The sequence below is a fragment of the Bacteroides sp. HF-162 genome (assembly GCF_015679285.1).
Lineage (GTDB): Bacteria > Bacteroidota > Bacteroidia > Bacteroidales > Bacteroidaceae > Bacteroides > Bacteroides uniformis.
In genome coordinates, this window is record NZ_CP064937.1 from 167,599 (window position 1) to 192,407 (window position 24,809).

Consider the following 24,809-nt stretch of genomic DNA (forward strand, 5'->3'; position numbering starts at 1 on the left):
TTCAAACAGTGATTTATCGTAAGAGAGAGAGGGTGTGTCAAAACGTTTTTCAGCTATCACTCCGTCAGACATTCGGCACACCCTCATCATTAATTGCTATGGTTTTGGCTTTGAGGTCACTTCTTCTTTTTAAGCGTTTTCGAGAAGGAGTAAGGAGCATCCTCCTCTCCTGTCCCACGCAGTTTGTTGGGCACATTGTCCATAGTGAAGCGCAGCGAGGAGCCGTTCGTCAGTTGCTCGTGTGTCAGAAAGTTGCGTGTATAGTCAACGCCATCCACTGTAAGTTTCTGCACGTAGCGGTTGGCACGACTATTCTCAGGAGCTTCAATCGTCACAGTCTTGCCATTTTCCAAGTGCAGACGCACAGAACGGAAAAGAGGAGCACCCAGCACATACTGATCTGTACCCGGACAGACGGGATAGAATCCCAAAGCTGAAAACACGTACCAAGCAGATGTCTGGCCGTTGTCCTCATCACCGCAATAGCCGTCGGGATTGGCACTGTACATACGCTCCATAACCTCACGCAGCCAGTACTGCGCCTTCCACGGCCGGGAGGAATAGTTATAGAGGTAAATCATGTGCTGTATGGGCTGGTTGCCGTGAGCGTAGTTGCCCATGTTCATGATCTGCATCTCCCGAATTTCGTGGATGACACTGCCATAATAACTTTCGTCGAACACAGGCGGCAACACAAACACGGAATCCATCATCTGGTTGAAGGAGTCCTTGCCACCCATCAGGTCAATGAGTCCTTGCGGATCGTGGAAAACCGACCACGAATAATGCCAACTGTTTCCTTCGGTGAAGGCGTCACCCCACTTCAAGGGGTTGAAAGGCGATTGGAACGTACCGTCTTCATTCTTGCCGCGCATCAACTTATGGGCAGGGTCGAAAAGATTCCGGTAGTTCAGCGCGCGTTTGGCAAAAGGAGCCAGTTCTTTCTTCGACTTGCCGAGCGAAAGTCCCAACTGGTAGATGCACCAATCATCATAAGCATACTCCAGCGTACGGGCTGCATTTTCGTTGATACCCACATTATAGGGCACATAACCCAGCTTGTTGTAATACTCATGTCCCAGGCGTCCGGTAGAGGAAACCTCGGGATGCACATTCTCCGTACCGCTCTTCACAGCATTCCATAATGTCTCGATGTCGTAGCCACGCAGACCTTTCAGCCAGGCATCCGCCACCACAGAGGCGGAATTGTTGCCCACCATGCAACCACGGTGTCCCGGACTGGCCCATTCGGGCAGGAAACCGCTCTCCTTGTAAGTGTTGGCCAATCCTTCCTGCATCTTGGCATTCATGGATGGATACATCAGGTTGAGAAAGGGGAAGAGACAACGGAAAGTGTCCCAAAAACCGGTGTCGGTAAACATATAGCCGGGCAGCACCTCACCATTATAGGGGCTGTAGTGCATTACCTGACCTTGCGCATCTATCTCGTAGAAACTGCGCGGGAAAAGCACAGAACGGTAGAAACAAGAGTAGAAAGTACGCAGACGGTCGAGGTCGGTATCCTGCACTTCAATGCGGCCCAGTACCCGGTTCCATTCGTCACGCCCGGCTTTCGCCACCTCTTCAAGCGTCCGGTCACCCAGTTCCTTCAAGTTCAACTCGGCCTGCTCGTGACTGATGAACGAGGAAGCCACACGTACATTCACCTGCTCGCCACGGAGGGTATGAAAACCGATGATGCCACCGGCATGATTGGCACTTGCCTCGGTGGTACGGGGGGCAATCTTTCCGTCCTTCACGGCAGCAGTATAAGTAAAAGGCTTATCGAACTGCAATACAAAGTAGTTCTTGAAATTGCTTGGCACACCACCACTGTTCTTGGTGGTGTAGCCTATGATTTTCTTTTCAGCCGGAATGATTTTCACAAAAGAACCGTTGTCCATGGCATCGACCACCACATAGGCTTCCTCCGTTTCAGGGAAAGTGAAACGGAAGGCAGCGGCACGCTCGGTAGGAGCAAACTCCGCCGTCACATCATGGTCGGCAAGATAGACTTTATAATAATAAGGAGTGGCGGTCTCGGCTTTATGAGAAAACCAACTGGCACGCTCGTCCTGGTCGAAAGCCACCTTTCCGGTGATAGGCATAATGGCAAACTGTCCGTAATCGTTAATCCACGGACTGGGCTGGTGTGTCTGCTTGAATCCGCGAATCTTGTCGGCATCATAAGTATAAGCCCATCCATCCCCCATAGTACCGGTCTGTGGTGTCCAGAAATTCATACCCCAAGGCATTGCCACAGCAGGATAAGTGTTGCCCGTAGAAAGGGCATGCTTGGATTGCGTGCCAACCAAGGTGCTGACGTAATCAACAGGAGTAATCGGCTCGTCAACCGGCAGTAAGGCCGCCTGCATACCGCCTACAAGAAGGAGGGCGGTTCCCCATGCAAAAAGTCTTTTCATTCGTTTAATAGATTTTGTCATTGTTTATTTCCAATCAGCTTGCCTTCAAGCATTTTCATGTAATATCCGCCTACTACCGAGCGGGCCTTGAAGCCACGCCAATTGGGCTTGTCGGTAAACACCCAGTCGGACATAGGCACGCGGTCTATCGTTTCGTTCATGAACTTATGCAGAGGAACGATGAATTCACGGAAAGTGGCCAGGTCAGGAGCCATTGTAGCAGTCCACATGATCCAGTCGGTCTTGGTATAAGTCTCACGACTGTCCAGAGGCAAACCATAAATATTCTGCTTCGTCAGATAATAAGGTATCTCCATTTCTGCAATTTTTGTGTCAAAGATGTTCAGTCCGAGCAATTTATCCCAGACAAGGTTGTACTTCTGGCTCCAGGTACCCGGCTTGTCAAAGGTCAGACGATAATGGTCGCCGTCGTTGGCCATACGTTCCCACTCAGCCGCCATCTGACGGGCCTTCGTTGTATAGCTTTCGGCAACATCCTTCTTGCCGAGCATTTCGGCCAACCGGCCATAAGAGGCCACCCCTAAAATTGCCTTGATGGAAAGATTCGTGTTATGGGCAAAGTGTCCGGCGAAGTCGTCGGTACAGAGCTGGTTCTCAGGATCGAGTCCCTTTTCCACCAGATAGTCGGTCCAGGTGGTGAGCACTTCCCAATGTTTGGCAGCATAGTCGGCATTGCCTTCTACGGCAGCAATGGCAGCCGTAAGAATCAGCATGTTTCCACTCTCCTCAACCGGCATATCGCCTCCGTAAACCTGTCCGTTGGCAAGAGGATAGGTACCCAAATCATGGGCGGCGAAGGGCTTGGTCCATTTGCCGCTTTCACTATAATGGAAGATACCGTTCATCATGCCTTTCTCCAGTTCAGGATTATAGATCAGATAGAGGGGAGCCGAGGGGTAGGTCAGGTCCACCGTATTGATACAGCCGTTACTGTTGTTTTCCTTCGACAGCCACAAAAGGTCACCGTTGGGAGCTTCCACCAGCTTGTGGGCGGCAATGGACTGACGGTAGGCCAACGCGCAGAGTTCGGCATATTCCTTGCCGCCTACGGCAGAAGCATCCTCCATTAACTTTTTATCGAAGGCATAGCAGCGTGCCAGCAACTCGTCATACTCATTGTAGGCGGCCAGCATTTCCGACTCGATGGTACGGTCGCCTCTCGAGTTCCAGTAAGAACGCAAGTTTGTACCGAAGTATTGGATGGAATAGATGTCGTCATATCCCAGCATTATCTTGTCGGTAACCTTCCTCACTTTACCATAGTCACGCACCAAGGCCATATTCCCGTTGCTGTCCTCACCCGCAAGCGAAGCTGAATTAAAGGTGCCGTTCACGAAGTTCTTGCGCAGTTCGGTACTGTTGCCGATGCTGTATGCTGTGTTTTCTTTACCGGAAACCATGTAGAAATATCCCCAGTCAATGCGAAGGTCATCGCCCTGCTTAGCCAGGATATTCTGCTCTTTGCTTCCGCTCTTCAAGTAAAGCAGCCCGTCAGCTTCATATCCCTCGCTTGCAGATTGCTGGTAAGGCTGGTCGAGCGCCCAGCGCGGCGAGGCCTCAAAGTACACCTCCACATCGTGTTCCTTGCCATCACGGGCAGCAACACTGTAAGTAAGGTAATTCACGGGGCGGCTCAACAGCTTCAGGTCTTCCATGAAAAGAGGTGCCGTGAAAGTGACTTTCAAGTCGACATCACCACAGGTAAAAGCGTAGTGTGTCTGCATGGGCTGCACGTCAGCAGAGGTCTGCACAGCTGTGTTGCCAAACACGGTTTCCTGATGTTTCGGAATCTGCAGGCCGAAGTCGAGCAGACCGTTGCCGACCGGATTGATACACTCGGCGGCAATGATGTTGTCTCCTTGTTTCAAAGCAGCCAAAGCCTCATCGGAAAGTTTCACGACCTTGTTCTTATTGCATGTGGTTCCCGTACTGTGTATCTTCACTCCGTTGATATAGAATACGGCATCATCATCATTGGAGAATTCCAGATAGACAGGTATGCCGGTCAAATCGCGGTCGATATTTACCGTACGGCGCACCCAGATATTGCGGGTTCCCCATTGGGTCTTGGCTGTAGGCTCATTTTCTTTGGTACCAAAGGCACCACGGTCCGACTTCCATCCGGAATCATTGTAATCGGCAGATGTCCAGTCGCCAGCGGGCTTGTCTGTGATATACCGTCCAGTCCACTCCCCTTGCTGAGAGGTGGGCACGATTGCATTCATCTCCAATTCTTCAGTCCCCATAAAACGGTAGGAAACACCGTCTACCTTCACCACGCCAATCAGAGGGAAATCCTTACCCGTCCAATGGCGAACGGGGCTGTCATAAAGGTTATCGCTCATGGACCATGCACTGGCATAAGGGTCGATGGTAACAAGCGGGTAGGCTGGAGCTCTCAAGTCATTCTTGACGACTTCATAAGACGTATCCTTGTCACTGCACGCAAAAAGGCATGATGCCAACAAGGGGTATAAAAGCTTTTTTCTCATATCGTTTATATAATATAATTGTTTATGTTGTTAAATGCTAAAAAATAAAAGGTCTGAGATTACCAGCAAAACTTCACCGACACTCCGTCAGGATTATTCTCAAACTCTATCAAATAGGTATGACTTGCTGCATGCCAACGCTTGGTATCGAATACTTCTTTGCCATCGACTGTCACACTCTTAGGACAACTCGGCAACAGTACCCGCGATACGTTTGAAGTCTCGGCAGGACTTTTCGCCACATAGGAATACCAGCCTTTTCCGCGTTCTTCCTGTTCTTCGCGACTTGCCGAAGCCAGCACTTGAGGCTTCTTCTTACCGGCTACACGTTCTACATTCAGCAACAAGGCTTGCTCACCCGGATTTATCCGCTTGGAAGTGTATATCGGTAATTTGGGATCAAAAAGGTCAATCAAACATCCTTCCACAGTAAACGGCTCGTCGCTCACACTCTCTTCAAGCACAGCAGCCAAGTCGTAATCTCCCCTTTGCAGATAGAAGTTGTTTTTGAACTCCAGCTTTCCCGCTTTCGCGTTCTGCTCGTACATCCGGGCCGCAAGATACAAAAAATATTTGTCACCACCCTCATGCAGGACATAATCTTTAGGATCGGTACGAATAACACATACAGTTCCCTTACCGTAACTATATTCTCCCTGATTCGGCCAGGCAGGAAGCCCCATCTGCTCAAAAAGATGTGCGGAAGGGGTAGCATAGTTATGCCCGTTGGTATTCCACCATTCCCTTACATTCTGGAAAGGGTCGTTGTCCGTTCCACTATAAATCAATACTCCCCCTTTCTTCACCCAATCGGCTATGTGGCTGTGCGCTTCAGGCTCAAGCGGTTTCATGTTCGCATAAGTCATCAACAACACTTTTGTGTCAGCCAGCGCTTCCTTATAGCCGAGGTTCTCAATGTGGACGGTCTTGACGGGTACCCCTCGTTTGAGCAAAGGCAACGCCTGACCGTAGAAATTCGCCAATTGTGGGTCTTCATATCCGTTGTGCGTAGGGAAACGCTGGAACATCAAGGAGTTTGCCATCAGTACGCTGAATCCTTTGCTTCCGGTCAGTTCTTTATCAGTCAGAGGCATACGGTTCAAGGCATTAATCATCACCTGCATCTGTGTGGAATAGAAACGGGGAATACGTTCTTTCTTGTCGCTATTGGCACTTGTCCGATATAGTCCTTCGTAGATACGTTCCGGCCAAGGCATCACTTCGTAATCGGCTATATTGGGATAGAGTAATTGTGCAGTAAAGGTAGCCTGATAGTTTTTCTTATAATCTGCCCAGTCACGCGGCCAGTCTTCGATAGGGTCGGTCAGAAAGAACATCTTGCGACCAGTAGGAGCAGTCATTGACTCCATAGAGCCATACTCCAGATAGGCAGTCTCGAACACACGCTCACGTTTGCGACCGTCAAAGAAATTCGGCTCACGCGAAGTTCCGGTCCACACCTGAGCAATGTAACCGTCCACACAAGGAAGTGAGGCAAGGCTTGCTTCTGGACTGACAATCTGCCATTGCGAATAGTTCACCAGCGAGTGGGTGGGAACGTAGCACTTCACGTCCATCCCTTTGCTTTTACCATATTCTTTGGCAAAGGTGAAAACTTCATTCAGTGCACGATAGTACAAGTAATACTTGAGTTTGCTCGACAAGTAAGTATTTTCCGGAGACTCGTGTTGCGGTCTCCACTCGAAGCCATAGTATTTTTTCCATTCCTCCTTAAAAGAATCACTGTAACCGGCTCTTGCCCAAAATTCAGGCTCTTCCATGAAGATGGCATCCACACCGGCGTCGATTACCCTCTTCACATGTCTCTCTTTCAGATAACTTAAAAAATTCTCCGACGGTACGATATAGGGCACCATGTGACCGTGCCATATCGTATCTCCAGTCTGTGTGACTTGTCCCTCATCCAAATGCCATTTCCCGTCCCATTGTCCGGTAAAATAGTCCTGATATTCACCCCAAGCAATACCGGTCATAAAGTGTATGATATATCCACGCTCTTTCCAGGACTTCACCCGTTCCTCAAAAGATAGTTTGCGTGATTTATCCGAAGGATTTCCCCCTACTCCATACACCATCACCGCATCGGCCCTATTGTCTATAGAAGGCTTCCACTCGCGTGAGGTTTGAAAAGTGGTTTTAACATTGTCCTTGGTCTGAGCATCTACAGAGATGCCTATTGCCAAGACAGCCAAACTTATCAAAAAATGTTTTTGCTTCATATTGGTTTCTTGTTTTTATGGTATTAATCATTGTCCTTACCACTATAATGGCAAAAGATTGCTCAACAGCCGAGGCTTTGGCACTATAGCAGCAAAGCCTCGGCTGTATGCCATCAAGCTACGGAATAAGTACTTCTACCGGCTCACTGTAGTTCCAACGGCGTGTGCCGCTACCTACAGGTGTGTCGTAGTTAATACGTGCGGCAGCGCGTACAAACACTTTGCGGCCCGAAGGTATACTGCCGTTAGACTGGACAATAACTTCCTTACCCAGTAAATCTTCGAAACTCTTACCTTCATAGCTGATGCTGCTCGACCAACGCTCGTCGCGTGCCCGGTAGCCTACTGTGTTTGAGTAGCTGACGAAGAACTGGATGTCAGTTACATTCAAGTATTCGTCTTTCCAATTGCCCATCGGCTGGATTTTTTCACGGAAAACTTCATCCGACACACCGCGTGTCACGCGTACTTGTGCCTTGATGACCCCATTGCTCACCTGCGGATCACCTACAAACTCAACGTTCAGAAAGGGCTGTACTTCAAATTTCACTTTCGTCGTACCACTGATTTCAGTATTGACGGAACCATCATGGAGCAAGGTACCGTCTGTATTTTCACGCACTAATGGAATGAACGGGCCGTCGATACGGACATTATACTCACCTTTGAAGAGCTTCGTGTTCTGGAATGTACCGTCCATCATACAGTAAAAATCGGGATTATGTTGCACATTGTCACCCCAACTCAATTCGGTCAGACGGACACGGATACCCTCACTGCCCTGGTCGGTCAATACACGCTTACCAGTTGCTTCATCTACCACTTCGCCCCAAATTGTTTCTGCCGGTTCCTCATAGTTGTCTATTTCGAACATGCTGCATGAGGTTAACATGAACAAGGCGCTGAATAAGCTATAAAATATTGTCTTTTTCATACGTTTTAAGTTTTTTAATTATTGAGTTTTATCGATTAGGCTGCTGGTCAATCACAGGACTCTTAGAAACCTCACCACCCGGAATCGAGAAATAATAGTCCACCGGAGTGTAACCGAAGTCCTTGTCACCGGCAGTCGTATAGTTGAAACAAACATCAAAGAACCACTTGCCGGTCGCCGTCGAATAGAACGGATAGATACCACGGAAACGATAACGAGTCGTGTTGCTGAAACGGTCCTTATTGCGTTGCTCACCCCAGAATCCATCGCGACCTTCATAGTGATTCACACGCCAGCGACGCAAGTCCCATTTGGTCTTATGTTCGAAGGCCAACTCCTTGCGACGTTCCTTGCGGACGATATCACGGCTGTCTGTTGTACCAGTCAACGAGGCAGTCAACAACCGGGCACCGGCACGCTCACGAATATCATTGATGGCTTTCGTTGCCACACTCAACATATCTGTACCATCAGGAGAAGAGACGCCCGCTAACGAAAGTTCCACAGCAGCCTCGGCTGCATTCAGCAGCACTTCGGCATAACGCATCAAAATAAAAGGTTGTGCACTATTGCCTTCCCGAGGAACAAATGCAGGATCAGGGTTCAACCATTTACGTGCCAGCAAACCGGTCATAGCACTTCCACCATCTTCATAGAAAGGACCGTTCTGGCCAGCAGCCTTCATCGTAGAGCCATCAGGCAGGGTTACAATTTCCTGCTGATCTTCAGGTTTCGGACTGAGATAAAGCGTTTTGGGCTTCTCTTTATAAGCACTCAGATGATTGTACTTGGTAGTGGCAGCACCATACGAATAGTCACTAAGAAGCGGTTTGACAGGCGCGGCCCCCGTATAAACACCGGCATAAATTTCAATTTCCTTACCCTTAAACACATCACCAGGGAAGATGACGTAAGCACGCAATCTAGGTTCAGCATTCTTGTAATAGTCCATGGGACTATCATACATAACGTAATTACCTTCGGTACAAGAATTGCCTGTCGTCACCTTCAAGGTACCGTCGGGATAACGGTCGAAACCATCAAACAACTCAACAAAGTCGGCTGTCGGGCAAACACCACAGTTCAGCGGAGCCTTAAAGGTGAGCGGTAAGTTGTAAGAATCGTAAGCATGAGTACTGGTGGGGTAAACGTACTCCTTCACATAGATGTTCTCAGGATTATTGCTAAGATCGGAGAACATATCCACCATATTTTGATATTGTGCTTCCGGATCATTAGCGGCCCATTTCTTCTTGTAAAGTGAGTATACACCGCTTTTAATCACCTCGGAAGCGGCTTTGTAGGCTTCAGTGAAATACTTCTTGGAAGCCTCTTGCCAGCGGTCCTCATCGAATCCGATCACGCGTACTCCCGTCTTGGTACCCAAACCGGTCAAACGTCCAGTTACCGTTTCATTATACTTAGCTACACTACCGGCATAGAGCATTGCTTCTGACTTGAAAGCCAATGCTACATACTTATTACTGTAACCACTCTTGGGGCTACTAGACATCATCAATTCAATGGCCTTGTCATAATCTGCCAAAACCTGGTTCCATGTTTCTTCCTCACTGGCACGGGGAACCTCCAAATTTCCGTCTCCAGGATACTGGATGACTTTTGTCACCAAAGGGATACCTCCAAAACGACGGGCCATGGCATAGAAAACTGTGGCACGCACATAATAGGCTTCGCCCAAATAGTGGTTGTAAGTAATTTCTGCATAGGAACTCTGATATTTCGGCAGGTTCTCAAGCAGGAAGTTGGCATCGCGCAACAATTCAAAAGCCTTGCCCCAGTAAGCATTGTCTTCACCGGTAAACGCACAGCAAATACCGTCCCTGTTCATGGCTTCACCAGTACCGTCAATACCCATGGCATTCAACCAACCATTAAAGTTCACCCCCCATTGTGAGAGGTATTTAAAGTCTTCCCATGGCATATTGCTATACAAACGTGCCATATAGATGTCCATACCAGACTCATTGGAAAGCAACGACTCGGAAGTCACGATATTTTTGGGAGCAATATCCATATCGACACATGAAGTGGCAAGAGTCATGCACAACATCGCGGATATCAGTTTATGTCTCATATTTATTATTTTTTAGGTTTATATCATTAATTAGAAAGAAAGGGAAACTCCCAATGTATAGGTCTTGTTCAACGGATACATGCGTCCCAAATCATCATCGGGATGCTCAGGGTCTACAAATTTCACACCCGTAAATGTCAGCAGGTTGTAAGCATTGGCATAAATACGCAGACTGGCATTGGGAATCTGTTTCAATTTCGGGAATGTATAACCCAGCTCGATACTCTTCAGACGAAGGTAAGCGGTGCTTACACGATTGAAAGCTGAATTGTTTTTCGCCCAACGACCTGTGTAGGCGTAGTGACCGGAAGTCCAGACAGTAGAAGGGTCATAGGGATCGGCCTTCGGGTCTACGGGATGCCAGCGATCAAGAAACTGTGTCAATGCACCGCCACCGTTCTTACCCCAAATTTCATGCAAAGGCTCTTTGTACTCCATAGAACCCAGCGCAGAGCCTTGCAACAGCATGTTGAAATCTAAGTTCTTCCATTGCAAGCCGGCATTTAAACTGAACTGCAACCATGGAGTCTGGTCAAAGGCAAACGGATGTTCGTCCTGACCGTTAATCTCACCGTCACCATTCCAGTCTTCATATTTGTAGTCACCCGGCAGAATGTCACGTTCCTTGTAGCCAGGATAGCTCCAAATATCATTCCAGCTGGTGTAGCGTCCGGCAGAAGTATAACCGAACTGTACTCCCTGATAACGGTTCGTCAAGTTGTCATTACGCCAACGATCGTAGGAATTGGCCCAAGGACCTTTTTCCGAAGCAGTCAGGTATTTCTGACGGGTAACGGTAGCAATACCTTTCAGATTATAGGCCACTTGTCCAATCTTGTTGCGGTGGGTCAATTCCAATTCCATACCGAATTGGCGGTCACTGTCCAAATTTTCGCGCGGAGCAGAAGCACCTACCACCGTAGGCAAATCACCGGTACGGCGAGCGAAACGGCCAGTACGCAGACGATTAAAATAGTCGAACGAAACACCCAGCAGACCGTTCCAAGCTTCAAAATCGAAACCCACGTCGAATGTCTTCGACTTGAACCAAGTGATGTTCTCATTAGGTAATGCCATCGGGCTTGCTGCACTGATGAATTTGCCACCGAAGATATAGCCCGGTGAATAACCGTTATAGTCGCCATTAGACATGTTACCGCTGGTTGCAGGATAAGTGTACCCCATAGCCCAGTCATAATTCAAGTCACCATCATCACCCAGCACACCGTAGCTGGCACGCAGCTTCAGCTGATTGACAAACTTCAAAGCATCTATGCTTTTGAAGAAAGGTTCTTCGGATACTCTCCACCCAGCCGATACTGAAGGGAAGAAACCCCATTGATGCCCCTTGGCAAACTTGCTGGAACCGTCGTAACGAAACTGTGCTTCCAGCAGGTATCGGTCGGCAAACGAATAGTTGACACGACCTATCAAAGCTTCGTTAGCTTGTTCATACAAATCATTATTACCAGTCTGCATGGCGCCGATCTGTCCTTCAGTCACACCAGCCAGCAGGTAAGGCATAGAGAATGCCAGGTCGCGGACAGCGTAGAAGTTGTCACCGTTGCGCTTCTGTACCTCCCAACCGACAACACCACCCACATGGTGGACATCGTTAAAAGTGCGGTCGTAGTTCACTGTGAATTGTCCCAACATCTGTGATTTGTCATAGAACTCGCGACGCATGTTGCTGGGCGAACTTTCGTTATAAACCTTCTGATTGTAGGTACCGGTCTGCTCGTCATAAGCATACTGGTAGTACTCTTTGCGGAAAGCCTCGTTGTTGTCAGCACGATAATCGTAACTGAACATAGCTTTGGCAGTCAATCCCTTCAATACCGGTGTGTATTCACTGAAATCTACCGTCAAAGTAGCCGAAGACTGGAAATATTTCTGCTTGTACTTCTTGTAACCGGAAATATCGGCCGTCATCATAGCCACAGTATTCTGTTCCATGTCCAAACCGTTGTAGTTCAACATCGTCCCTTCAGGATCAGCGTATGCAGGATAAAGTACACCTTGGCGCCAATAGTTACGAATGATATCCTGTGCGCTACAGTAAGGCGTATTGCGTTCGTCGGAGATGCCACTTACACCAAGTTCGAATTTTATACCTTTAGCAACTTCAGTTGAAATGTTGGAACGCAGGTTGAACTTATTATAATTCAAGTCTCCCGAACGGAAGATACCTTCCTGGTAAAAGTAGCCCATACTGATATAGAACTTCGTCTTCTCGTTGCCACCGGAAATGCTGATGTCGTGTTGTGTCTGTGGAGCCACATTAGAGATAATCAAGTCATTCCAGTCCGTCGTACGGCGCGTACCGTTACGGAATGCTTCAAAGCTCTCTTCGCTGAAGACCCATGAACCGCCATTGATGTTATTCATCGACATTTCGTTGAACAGCGTCATAGATTCATAAGGATCACACAGTTCAGGCATACGTGAAGGTTGTTGGAAAGTGTAGGAACCATTGTAAGAGAATTCCGTTTTTCCAGCTCCTCCTTTTTTGGTGGTCACCAACACTACACCATTGGCTGCACGTACACCGTAAATAGCGGCAGAAGCATCTTTCAACACAGAAATATCATCGATATCCATTGCATTCAAACGCTGGAATTCTTCCGTACTCCGAGGAATTCCATCGATGATAATCAATGGAGATCCCATACCTCGAATATCGAAACTGTTATTGAAAGTCCCGGGCTCAGAACTCTTCTGCCATACGCGCAAACCAGGAATACGTCCTGTCAGCATATTCTGCGGATTTTCGTTCTTGGTCTTTATCATATCCTGCCCTTTGACGGCAGAAACGGCACCCGTCACCGATCCGCGGCGTTGTGTTCCGTAACCTATCACCACTACTTCGTCTATCATCTTGGAGTCAGTCTGCATAATGATGTTGATAGTGGTACGTCCGTTCACTTTCTCTTCCTTGTCCTTCAATCCCACATAAGAGAAACTGAGAATACCATCTGCAGGAGTACTGATGGTGTAACGTCCGTCAATGTCGGTAATGACACCTATAGTGGTGCCCTTCACCATAACGGCAGCGCCAATGACAGGTTCATTGGTGTCATCCATAACTATTCCTGAAACGGAAATAGAGTTTTGTGCGAAAACACCTGCCGGAATCAGCATCAGAAGGAATGCCATTACCATGTAGGATAATCCTTGTCGCATCTTGCTAAAATTCTTCATAGTCCATTAATTTTAAAATTATTTCTTGCTCCATTCATAATTCGCCAACACTGCATATTCGGCGGCAAAAGCAAAAGTGAACATTCCTTCCACGTTGTTCTTGTTCTTTTCAGCTTTGTACCACCCCACCAGCAGATTGGTGGGAAGCATATGTTTGTATTGATAGTTTTCGTAGGCATAATCCAGATTATTCTGGAATGCCTCGATACAGCTTGCGGCAGCAGTGTGGGTTGAATAAGCATCCACATACCCACGCATCAGTACACCGTTGAACCAGTTGCAGAATCCGCTGACATCAAATGTATAACAGCCCGGTTTGGCAGCTTCAGGTTTGGCAAAGTAAGCAAAACTATTATCGGTCAATTCCGCCAAGTCCGTCTGATAAGTCGCATCGCTTGTAACTCTGAAAAGGTCGGCAGCACCGGAAAGCATCGTACCACTATTGTAAGTGATGGCCGGACCTACACGATCACGCAGTTTGGAACCAGTCCGGTAGCGTTCACCATCAATGGTAACATATTTTATGTCCGGTGAATCATAACCACCCATCATATCGTCGTACACCCCGTCTGGTCTCAGCAAATGTTTCTTCTGCCAATCGTAAACAGCTTTGGCAAAATTCAAGTAATAGTCAGATTTCTTCTCAGTGCGTAGCTTGCGACTGTTGTCGGCAGCCACGTAGCCATAGGTCACTTCGTCAGGTTTTCCTTTGTAAATTTCGTGCAGCCACACCAGAGGACTGACAATAGGGCCATTACTGCAAGAGTGCTTGGTGATATACCCCGGTCCCCATGTGATGCCTCCCAATGGACTACCTTGCTCATCAAGGGTGCAGTCCCAACCGTCAAGCACGTATTCTGTCAGGTATTCTGCCTTTTCCAGATAGCGCTGTTCACCAGTAATATGATAGGATTCCAACAGTTCACGCACCAGCCACATCTGGTCATCGTAAACATTGAGGGTACCTTCCACTTGTGCAGCTCCCTTGCCGTTGCCGCGGTTTACGCCGTATACCGTCCACTGTTTGGTCTGCGTATAAGAGGTCAGCGTAAAAGTACCTGCATAAAACTCCAGATTGTCATAAAGTTGAGCTAAAAGTTCCTTGTAGCGGTTAAAGTGAGAGTCATAAAGAGCCGTCTCTCCCTTTGTCTTCCCGGTCTTCATGGCTTTCATCGCAGCATTCACGGCCTCAATGGAGCTAGTGTACATCCACACACTGCCCAACTCACTGGAACGGTTTCCGGTATAAGGGTTATAATAACGTGACATAGCCATGCCCGTACCCGTAAAATAGCACTCTACAGCATTGTCAATCAGCTCTATGGCACGTGCCACATTCTGCACCGGCAGATTACCTGGAACATACGTACCTCCGTTGTCCGGCTTTTCATCAACAGCAGAGTCATTACTGCAAGCCACTAACGTCAATAAGAGCAAAGTCAATAAAGTAAATAAATTTTTCATTATATTCATACAATTAGTTTCTTCAGTCCCCGTCTCTCCCCTCACAAGATGCAAAAGGAGATAAAGAGGGAAAAACAAAAAAAATTAAATATCAGCAGTTTGTCACTCCATTGTGATGTCACGCAGCACCAGTTTGTTCTCGTCGCCGTTCTCTTCTCCCTTAAAGACACCAATAGTCAACATTACATCTTCTCCGTTGAACTGAGACAAATCATAGACAAAATCGGCATATGCCTCCGGATCCCCCTTTCCTCCGGCCTGATGGATAAATTTCCAGCAACCGTCGGCAGCAGCCTCAGCAAACTGAGCCGTATGGGATGCAGGTGCCAAGTGTACGACAGTTCCGTCCATACGGATAGCTGTCACCTTGAAGAAGGTAGCATTCGTTCCACTGAAGTTGCGAGTCTTCAATGTCATCCTATCACACCCAGACGCAATGGAGAATTTGGCATAGAAATAAGATTCGGGAACGGTGGTACTTACGTTGTTTCCACTACGTGTCTTTATCAGATAGCCTTCGGAAGGGAATACCTCAGGATCTTTACTGAGCGGCATATACGACCACTCGGCACAAATATGGTCCACCTCGCGCCATGCACGATAGGCGTCCACATAGTTATCGCGATTTCCCTCAACCGGACTCAAGCCAGTGAACTTCGACTTCATTTGCGGCATGGTAGAGCGTACCATTTCCCGGGTCATCTCCCAACCATCCAACTCTTCGACCGATGTTCCGGGCAACCAGCCCCATCCTTCAACGGCTTCTTTAGCAAAAGCGATGCGGCGCAATACCAACTGCTTCCAGTAATCACCAGTCTGGGCACGGAATGTACCGATGGCAATGATTACTTCCTTACCGATGTATTTGCTCAAGTCTACTGGAACAGAAATGTAATTTTCCGAGGCATAGGTTCTGACATCACCCACCATCTCAGCCTTCGGATCGGTAGCAGTCAGGTCTACCACCTGCACGCCATAATATACCGGAGCAGCTTCGTCGGCACTGTGCGTACGGATCTGGAGGGTCATCATGTAGTTATCTTCTGTAATCAGCTTGCTTCCGAATACAAAGGAATCGAATATCTCCAAGTCAGCAGGATTCTTGCGGTCCTCTTCATTGTTACGAATGCGGAGAGTGGTTCCTTCGTTCTGCTCTTCCCAGTCGCCACGGAAGTCCATCGTACACATGTAGTTGCAAGCCCAATCCCAGTGGGGATAGCTTTCAGCGTTTCGTCCGCCACGGTATTCGTTATAATACCATTTTTCTGCAGCTTTCAAATCATCAAGAGTTAGTCCGCGCAATATTTCTGTCCCACCCATGCGAACCTCTATAGTGGCAATGCCATCCACAAAGTCAGCTATAGCTACCTTCTTCGCAATGGAAGCATAGCCTGCTTTGGTAAAAGTAACGGTGTAGTCTGCCAATGGCAAATTACCAATTTCAAATGTACCATCGCTTCCGGTGGTGGCAGTCTGTGTGGAACTGATGCTGACCGTCACTCCTTCCAACGGAGTATTTCCCTTTCCTGCATCAACTACTTTTCCTTTGATTTTTGCGGCTGCATACTCCATTTTAGGGCTAACTTCAGCCACTTGTTCTTCATTGAATTTTCCTGCCACAACGGTAACACTTACCGTCTGGTAATCGGCTTTCGTAAATGTAATTATATGTGTACCTATTGAAATATTTTCGAGTGTATATACACCCTGCGAATTTGTCGTGGTCTGAGGACCGTCCGGTGCAGCCGTTATACCGGAACCATCGACTAAAACTGTGACCCCTTCAAGAGGGGAAGATAAATCATCCGTGACGACACCCGTCACCTTTCCATAAGATAAAGCCCTTCCGCCCGTATCATCGTCCGAACAAGAGCTCGCCATGATGACCATACTTATAAGCATGGCCATCAGTCCAAAAACTTTCAGCTTTTTCAACTGTTTCATAGCTTAAATTATTAATTAGAAGTTAATATAACAAAGGAGCCGATGCCAATCGCCCACATCAGCCTCAGGGTGTTGCAAATCGCCCCCTTATTTGCAAAATTGATTCCACATGGGTTAATTTTAGGGTTAATTTGGGTATAATGGCATAAAAAAAACATTAATCCAGATCATTTTAACCCATAAAAGAAAGTACAGACTTCGCCTAACACTTTAAGCCACAAAAGTAGTGCCGCGAATAAAACAATTATCGTATAAGTCCTACTAAATCTTTATTTTCAACAGCCCATTTGTCTTCATTTACCATATTGAATTCATCGATTTTGGGAGCCTAATTATCAGAGGAGAAATAATGGGCTATCTCAGTATACGACTGAGATAGCCTACATATGTGCCTAAACTTAAAAATATTTTATAAATACTTTTCAATTGCATATAAGAACAACAACAAGAACTTCAGGAAAGCAGACAGAAAAATAAAAGAAAAAGCAAAGACAAAAAATACCGGATGCAGCATACCGGGAAAGCTAATTCCAATAAAGGCTGAAAGGAGTAGGGTAGTCTTCCCCCGTATGTTTTTTGTATTCTGCCACAAATCTTTGATAAGTACCAATAGCAGCATTTTCATGCTTAAGCATGAAAAGTGACTTGATGCAACAAGACAAGGCTGTTTCGTTCACCGGATCAATATTGAATTCCGCTTCAGCCAAACTCACAGCTTCCGAATAATCCTGAGCCTCAAAAGCCTCTTTCATCAACTGTAAAACAAGCACTTCCAGGCGGCACTCCACATCTTGCTTAAAACCGTCGAACAACGGATCGTCCATAAAGCCGACAAACTTGCCACGCCCTACAATATGCAGGAACTCTTGCCGGCAATTCTCTACCCGGTTTTCAGCAACTATCGCCATAAAACGCAGATAATCACAATAAAAGACAGAAGACAGCGTGAAACGAAAACATCCTTTCTCATAAACCAGTTCTATGCCATCCAGTTCTTTCAGAATCTTGCGCAAATGATTGATGGCTACTCCACGCGAGTTTTTCACTTTATCTTTTGGCTTGTCGGGCCATATCAAGTCACTCAGTTGTTTGGAAGAAATTCCGTCGGCATCGCTATAACGCAAAATGAGACAGAATATTTGTTTGATACGCAAGGAAAACATATAAGAGATGTTGCGACCACTCCGGTCGAAAACGGAAAAATCACCGAATAAATACATGGAGTTGGCAGTTCCCGCATCTACTGCCTGCCTCTCCATCTTAGTGGTATCAGAAGCATCAAGAAGCTGTTCCTTGTCTTGTCTCACAGCTTTGCCGGCCTCGCCCTTACCGGAGTTTCGGCGCCACTTGTACACTATCCATACGCCTCCACCAACTACAACCGCGACCGCCAGCACTAGCCATACACGTGAAACACTTCCTCCACTGTTATTCGCAATATATTTTTCAAGAGAAACCGGTGGAAAGAGTAACGAATAAACAGAAAATTTGGAAGATACGTCATCACGTGTTTCCTGCACCGTCACAAAAAGCCTGCTTAAACGCTCGTTATAATAAAGACGAGCATTTGTCGTGATTTTATCAGAGTAAATGGGAATGGAATCACCCAATATCTGACAGCTGCCATCTTTTATAAGAAAACGGTAGAGATGCAAAAACGAGTTAGACACACTCTCGGGATAACGCAAGACATAAAAACAAGAATCATTCTGTATCAGCATATCCTGCACCGGCACCACATTGGGCTGTCCTTCCGAAATATCCCAAAGTTTCTGCACATGCATCTCTTGCAAATCCACCTTATAAAGATCGTGAAAATAACGGCGGCCTATTACCTGGTCACCCGACTCATTGCCCATACCGCCAAAAATATAGACAGAATGGTTACTGTCCAAATAACCGGCCGAAGAGAAATAACGGGGACAAAGAAAATCACCGGATAGAGAACCAAGTGTATCCCAACGCGCTTCTTCCGGATCGAATATATAGAATTTATTACTGTAATACATATTGCCGAAACCACCGAAGATGGTGTAACGCTTGCGGACTGCATCATAATAGGAACAATGATGATGCAACTGCATGCTGAGCCGACTGTAACTCTCTACTCTCCAGCCCAATGTATTCAAGTCTAGAGTTGCTATCATAGGCTCCGCATCCCCATTCTCTGTATATACCTCGTAGACATATAACCTTTCACTGGCACTGTCAAAGAAACTACCGGCAAGAAACAACTTCACAGGACACCGTTCGGTAAAAGCCTTGGCAGAAATATTTCCCGTCTCCATATTGTAGACAAACAACGAATCACGATTGAAATAATAAATCTCATTTCTACCAATATTATAACAAGAACCTGCTTCTGAAGCCGACGCAAAACCGCCCTCCCGCTTCCAGTGAAAGGCCTCATTAATCAGCCACACCGGATTTTCCACTTTACCGTAAAGAATCCCTTCCCGGTCAAAAACCGATTCTCCTTCCGCCTCATCCAAAGGAAACGTGTAAGTGTGGTCAGCGTGCACAACCAACTTATCAATAGCTATCTCTGGAACGTCAATAATGTGGTCGCTCTTACCGAACACTATTTTCGGGCTGAACTCATCGGCAAGTGCTACACCCTTGCATACTTTTTCCTGATCATGAATCTTGAGAGTAATCTCATCCTGCTTCAAGTTAAAGGCTATCTTCACCCTAAACCAATGGGATTTCATCGCTCCAGCCTTATTGACAGGCAAGGCTATCAACACACACTTCCCCTCTTGATTCAAACGGAACAAGATATCATCACCACGAAAATCAAAAAAAAGATTGAAAATCTGTCCTTCATCCTTCCCCTTAACACGCAAGATATAACCGACGCTCTCGGTAGAATACAAAGCTATATTGAACTCCAAGTCAAAATAGTCTCTGAAAGAAGGATAACTATGAGCAAACACATCATAGGATGTTCTTTGATCAATAGGACTGACCGCGCCACGAAATCTTAATCCGTATGCGGAAACCAGTTGGGTAGTGCAAAGGCCAATTATAAAAATGATATATCTATACAAGTGTACCATTAGGTTTCATTTAAGGTTATGCAATACCATCATCAAACACTAGCCAACATTTATTAACAAATGATGGGAAGATTGGAATGCAAATATATTAAAATATAAACGAACGAAAAATATTTTCTTTGAAAAAGTAATATATCATACAGTCACAAGACTTTCCAAACGGATGTTGACTAAATTTATACTAAATGAAAAGACAATATTCGTAAGAGAAGAGATTATGGAGGTAATGACTGCAAATACCGAAATGACGGCAGTAACCTACAGTACATAATGACAATATAAGAAACTAAAAGTCCGTATCATCTCAGTGCCCATAAAGGCTGCAGATGTACGGACTTGATGAAAAGTAGGCACAAAGGAGATTACATGAACTGCATGAAGAAAAGCTATGACGCGGGTACTCCCGTCACAATTCCCCGGCCATGTGTCCCTATATAAACCCGTCCATATTCCTGCATGTCACCGCAGATATGCAATACCAAGCCATATTGATGGGCATCATCGTTGATACGTACCCAAGAGTTAGCCGCATCGTCAGAACGGAAGAAACCATATTGCCCGTTGATTACGCCTATCAGATAGATGGCAGGATAATCATTACCCGGCTTTGCCTTGCCGAAGCCAAAAGCATAGATGGTACGTACCTTATCCAAAACACGGAAATCAAATTTTTCTGAAGTGACAGAGTGGTACAAACCATCATAAGCTGCAATCCACAAATCTTTTTCACGACCGGGAGTAGCATAGATACGGTCTTGCCCTCCACGCAGATCTCCTCTTCGTACAGCGGCACCGGCATTACCGCGTTGGGACCGTTTAACCGTTAAATTCAATGTGTCGGCATGAAAAGTCGCCCCACCATCCTCGCTGCTATACAATATTTCGGCCACAGCATCTACAGCATAAAAACGTTTGGGGTTCACCTTATCTGCTATGACGCGGATATTCTTAGGCAAACCACGGCAAACTTGCCAAGAAGCCCCCTTATCACGGGTCAGATAAGCCTTCGAGCGGTCGGGTATCCAAATCCAAGAAGAGCCATCTGCTGCCACGGCGATATGCCCATTACGAGACTTCTCTGTTGGAACGGTGGCACACATAGTCCAGTGCCTGCCCCCATCTTCTGAATATGAGATAGTCTTTGCATCCGGCTGATGGCCAAACAGTGTACCAACCCTGACTACCAAATCCTGCTTCAGCCAAGCGCCTGTCACTCCATTCGTATTTCCGAAATGAGGATTGGCATGGCTGCCCAACGAATCGGGTCGATTGAGGTCGAAATGCGTAAAGCCACCATAATCACCGATACCGGAAATCAGGCGCGCCCCTTTTTCGGGAGCATAAAGTTCGAGAGGCACGGTCTCTTCGATACCGGCAGACATGATACTCCATTTCACCGGTTCCTCGCGTTCCACGGCAGAGAGATTAAAAGTTTCCCAGCCACCGAAACCGGTGGTAAACATGGCATGTTCAGCGTCGGTAGGGTCTATCTCTATGTCGAACATCCAGTGTAGGGGCGCTACCTTTGTATAGGGAGCTTTGGAATAATCATACTCATATCCCGTCTTGAAAATCGGTTTCCAGCTCTTGCCACCGTCAGTCGTACGGAACATCTCATCACTTTTATAACCGTGCTTGCCCCCTAGACTGTGTGTACTGGCAATCAGATGCTTCGGATTACGAGAATCTACAGATACGGCTGCATAGCCAAATCCTGCCTTTTCGCCACCTGGCAGTCTGACGGGAGAAATGTCTGTCCATTTGCCTTTACGGATATCGTATTTCCACACACCTCCATCCCCCATCTGGCTTGGACCGGGAGTATCTCCATACGTCAGAACCAATTGCCCGTCACCGGTCAAGACCATATGCGTGGGGCGATACTGCATCGGCTGTCCCCCGACCGGCTGCCAACTTTCACCATAGTCGTGACTCACAAACAGATTTTCCCTGCCCATCAATGACACTGCCACATAAATGTCACGGGTGCCACGCTCGTCGCGAGTGCCTTGTGCATCATAGGCAACACAGACAATACCACTGCCGCGATTCTCCCATGCGGCACGGTCGACGGGATTAAGCTTCTCGGAGACATTCGGGAAAGACGCTACCCGTGCCCAGCTCCTCCCCTTATCCGTACTGCGCCATAAGCCATGCAAACGGGTTCCCATATAAATGATATTCCCATTCTGCGGGTCCACCATCATCCGTTCCCCATTACCACGCCCATTCTCGTTGCCACCCATCGTAAAAGGCACATCAACGCGAGCAAAGGTTCTGCCGCCATCATAAGAACAGAGTATGGCCCCATTGGAGCTACTGGTATACGTACCGCAGGCAATATACACGTTCTGTGGATTCTGCGGGTCAATGGCAATGCTCTCCACTCCCTGCAGATTGCTTTCATCCAGACTTATCCAGTCCAACAAGGGCGTCCACTGGCAGGAAGCAGCATCCCACCGATAGGCCCCTCCCATATCGGTGCGGCAATAACGGATACCGGGAGCTTCTGGGTGAAAAACAATACCGTCCACAAAGCCTCCTCCCACTATCGGTACGCTCTTCCATTCGTAAGAAACGGAATTCACCGGAGATATATCTTGGGCAAGCATTGACATGCCCCCCAGCATCAAACTTATTCCTGCTAAAAACAACTGTCTTTTCATAAGCATCAGAGTTCTAAAACAAACGTTCTTGATATTTTCTTCAAAGATAGGAATATTTCATTGATATTTCAGACTGAAACTTTTGCTCAGTGCACATATAATCCTAACAACCAACGTTTTAATAAAAGCAAGAAACTAAATCAAGCCATAAAAAGATTAAAACGGCACCTATCACAGTTCTTCTCTCTAACAGTTTTTGTAACAACAATGCAACATATATGACACAAAAACACAACACGTATGTCCGAACTTTGTCGCCGACAAATCATTCGACAACAACAGATTATGAAAAAAAGTGCATTGACAGTACTGATTGCCCTGCTGCCGTTGGCCGCAATTGCCCAAACGCCCTCCATCAACGAGGACGGAAAAAAGATTGAAAAGGAGAAGATGGAAACCAAAGACTACCTGCCGGAAGTCCACGGAACCATCCGCGCCAAATACGAATATCAGACCACCATGGGTGCAGGACGTTTCGAAGTACGCAATGCCCGCGTCAGCGTGACGGGTAACGTATTGCCCAGCGTAGCCTACAAAGCCGAGATAGACCTCTCCGACGAAGGTCAAATCAAGATGCTGGATGCCTACGCCCGGCTTTTCCCAACAAAAGGACTGACAGTCACCGCCGGACAAATGCGCGTCCCCTTCACCATCGACGCCCACCGCTCACCGCACCAGCAATACTTCCCCAACCGCTCGTTCATCGCCAAGCAAGTGGGCAATGTACGGGACGTGGGGTTCACAGTAGGATATACCCTGCCTACCGATGTACCTATCACTGTGGAAGGAGGACTTTTCAACGGTTCCGGACTGACTAACCAGAAAGAATGGCACAAGGAAGTGAACTACTCCGCCAAAGCCCAATTTCTCTTCACCAAAGGACTGAACCTGGCACTGAGCGTGCAGAGCATCCAGCCGGAAGAAGTACGTATGCAATCCTACGACATCGGTGCCTACTATGAAACCGGCCGTTTCCATATCGAAGGCGAATATTTGTACAAGCAATATTCCGACAACGCTTTCAAAGATGTACACGCCGTCAACACTTTCATCAACTACGACCTGCCGCTACGAAAAGTATTCAACCAAATGTCTTTCCTGCTACGCTACGACATGATGACCGACCAGAGCGACGCCAAAACCACCGATGAAGAAACCGGCAGGCTGACAGTGACCGACTACAAACGCCAACGCCTGACAGGCGGCATCACCTTCAGCCTCAGCAAAGCATTCCGCACAGACCTCCGGTTGAATTACGAGAAATACTTCTATGCCAAAAACAGCATAGCGAAGGAGTCGGAACAAGACAAAGTAGTATTGGAATTGATGGTACGCTTCTGATATTTCTTGGCTTCCCCTTGTTTCTTTCATTCCAAAAATGTATATTTGGAATAAATTATTCCGAGCTATGGCAAATCCAATCATACCCGGTATACCGCAGACTGAACAAGACTTATTGTATAGTAAACTGAATGCATACAATCAAGGGAGAGCCTCTTATAAGGAAGTAGGCGCCTATCTTATCGTACTGCCCCGGCCGGAGCATCTCCAATATACTTTGTGGATTTACTCTCCACTGCCCGGGAGACAGTCCATCTTCTACATTTGCGACCTTTCCACCGACATTCACGAAACGCTGCGGATGGCAAGCACGTTATGCTTCTACTCACCGCGCAGCCTGTTGCTTGTGGAGTACAATGCCAAAAGAATGCAGAGCAAAGGGGACGACATTATCTCCATAGGCAAATACCACGGGCATTTCCTGCACGAAATTCTCCGTATAGACCCTGCCTATCTTACGTGGATAGCCTTCAAATTCCAGCCACGCATCCCCAAGCAGGAACGTTTCGTACAGATTGCCAAGATTTACCATTCAGTCCATCTCGACATACAACGAAGAAAAACGTACCAAACCACCGGTGGACGTTTTCTGGGGAAGGAAGGGGAAAAAGTGGAGAACCTGACACTGACCGTACTCAGCGTGCGACTGGAAGACAACCCCTACAAGACGCAGCTCAAAGGAACCACTCCTTATTTCTACGTACGCCAAGTGTTGAAACTGAAAGACTCCGTCGGCAACTTCGTCAGCATCCGGATGAACGCACGCACGGCAAGCCGGAAATCATGCCAACTGCCTGCCGTGGAACATGCCTACCAAGTAGGGGAAATCATGGAAATAGCATCGGCACGCATAGCACGTACCTATATGATAGGAAGCACCAAATATACCCGGCTGACACATGTGAAGTTACACGTCCCTACCGGGTAAA

The 24,809-nt window shown here is 47.1% G+C and carries 12 protein-coding genes; 2 read left to right on the forward strand and 10 right to left on the reverse strand.

Annotation, left to right across the window (positions count from 1 at the left end; all coding sequences use genetic code 11):
- Positions 1–116: 116 nt before the first annotated feature.
- The 10 genes from ITJ87_RS00690 to ITJ87_RS00735 all read right to left on the reverse strand — a co-directional run bounded on the left by ITJ87_RS00690 (position 117) and on the right by ITJ87_RS00735 (position 22,539).
- Positions 117–2,423 (reverse strand): GH92 family glycosyl hydrolase, encoded by a 2,307-nt coding sequence (locus tag ITJ87_RS00690; RefSeq protein WP_117965173.1) that lies wholly within the window; start codon positions 2,421–2,423, stop codon positions 117–119.
- A 17-nt stretch (positions 2,424–2,440) separates the two neighbouring features.
- The gene (locus ITJ87_RS00695; RefSeq protein WP_098032186.1) at positions 2,441–4,936 is read right to left on the reverse strand and encodes a glutaminase domain-containing protein; all 2,496 of its coding nucleotides are present in this window, start codon (positions 4,934–4,936) and stop codon (positions 2,441–2,443) included.
- A gap of 59 nt (positions 4,937–4,995) precedes the next feature.
- Positions 4,996–7,176: a hypothetical protein gene (locus ITJ87_RS00700; protein ID WP_117713797.1), complete on the reverse strand. Its 2,181-nt coding sequence runs from the start codon at positions 7,174–7,176 to the stop codon at positions 4,996–4,998.
- A 118-nt stretch (positions 7,177–7,294) separates the two neighbouring features.
- A complete protein-coding gene (locus tag ITJ87_RS00705) occupies positions 7,295–8,110 on the reverse strand; it encodes a DUF3823 domain-containing protein (protein ID WP_098032188.1) in 816 nt (271 codons plus the stop codon).
- A 28-nt stretch (positions 8,111–8,138) separates the two neighbouring features.
- A complete protein-coding gene (locus tag ITJ87_RS00710; RefSeq protein ID WP_098032189.1) occupies positions 8,139–10,205 on the reverse strand; it encodes a RagB/SusD family nutrient uptake outer membrane protein in 2,067 nt (688 codons plus the stop codon).
- 30 nt (positions 10,206–10,235) lie between these two features.
- Positions 10,236–13,406, reverse strand: a complete 3,171-nt coding sequence (locus ITJ87_RS00715) for a TonB-dependent receptor (protein ID WP_117965171.1) — start codon at positions 13,404–13,406, stop codon at positions 10,236–10,238.
- Positions 13,407–13,424: 18 nt separating this feature from the next.
- Positions 13,425–14,879 (reverse strand): glycoside hydrolase family 76 protein, encoded by a 1,455-nt coding sequence (locus tag ITJ87_RS00720; RefSeq protein WP_117600796.1) that lies wholly within the window; start codon positions 14,877–14,879, stop codon positions 13,425–13,427.
- Positions 14,880–14,972: 93 nt separating this feature from the next.
- Positions 14,973–16,814 (reverse strand): collagen binding domain-containing protein, encoded by a 1,842-nt coding sequence (locus ITJ87_RS00725; protein ID WP_098032192.1) that lies wholly within the window; start codon positions 16,812–16,814, stop codon positions 14,973–14,975.
- A gap of 524 nt (positions 16,815–17,338) precedes the next feature.
- Positions 17,339–19,750 (reverse strand): hypothetical protein, encoded by a 2,412-nt coding sequence (locus ITJ87_RS00730; RefSeq protein WP_230391784.1) that lies wholly within the window; start codon positions 19,748–19,750, stop codon positions 17,339–17,341.
- Between the two features lie 509 nt (positions 19,751–20,259).
- On the reverse strand, positions 20,260–22,539 hold the full coding sequence (locus ITJ87_RS00735; protein WP_229135074.1) for an exo-alpha-sialidase: 2,280 nt from the start codon (positions 22,537–22,539) through the stop codon (positions 20,260–20,262).
- A gap of 285 nt (positions 22,540–22,824) precedes the next feature.
- Between ITJ87_RS00735 and ITJ87_RS00740 the strand changes: the two genes are divergently transcribed.
- Positions 22,825–23,880 carry a porin gene (locus ITJ87_RS00740; protein ID WP_117600792.1) on the forward strand — a complete coding sequence of 352 codons (1,056 nt, stop codon included), beginning with the start codon at positions 22,825–22,827 and terminating at the stop codon, positions 23,878–23,880.
- 67 nt (positions 23,881–23,947) lie between these two features.
- Positions 23,948–24,808, forward strand: coding sequence for a hypothetical protein (locus ITJ87_RS00745; RefSeq protein WP_117600791.1), 861 nt, complete (start codon positions 23,948–23,950; stop codon positions 24,806–24,808).
- The last annotated feature ends 1 nt before the right edge of the window (position 24,809 follow it).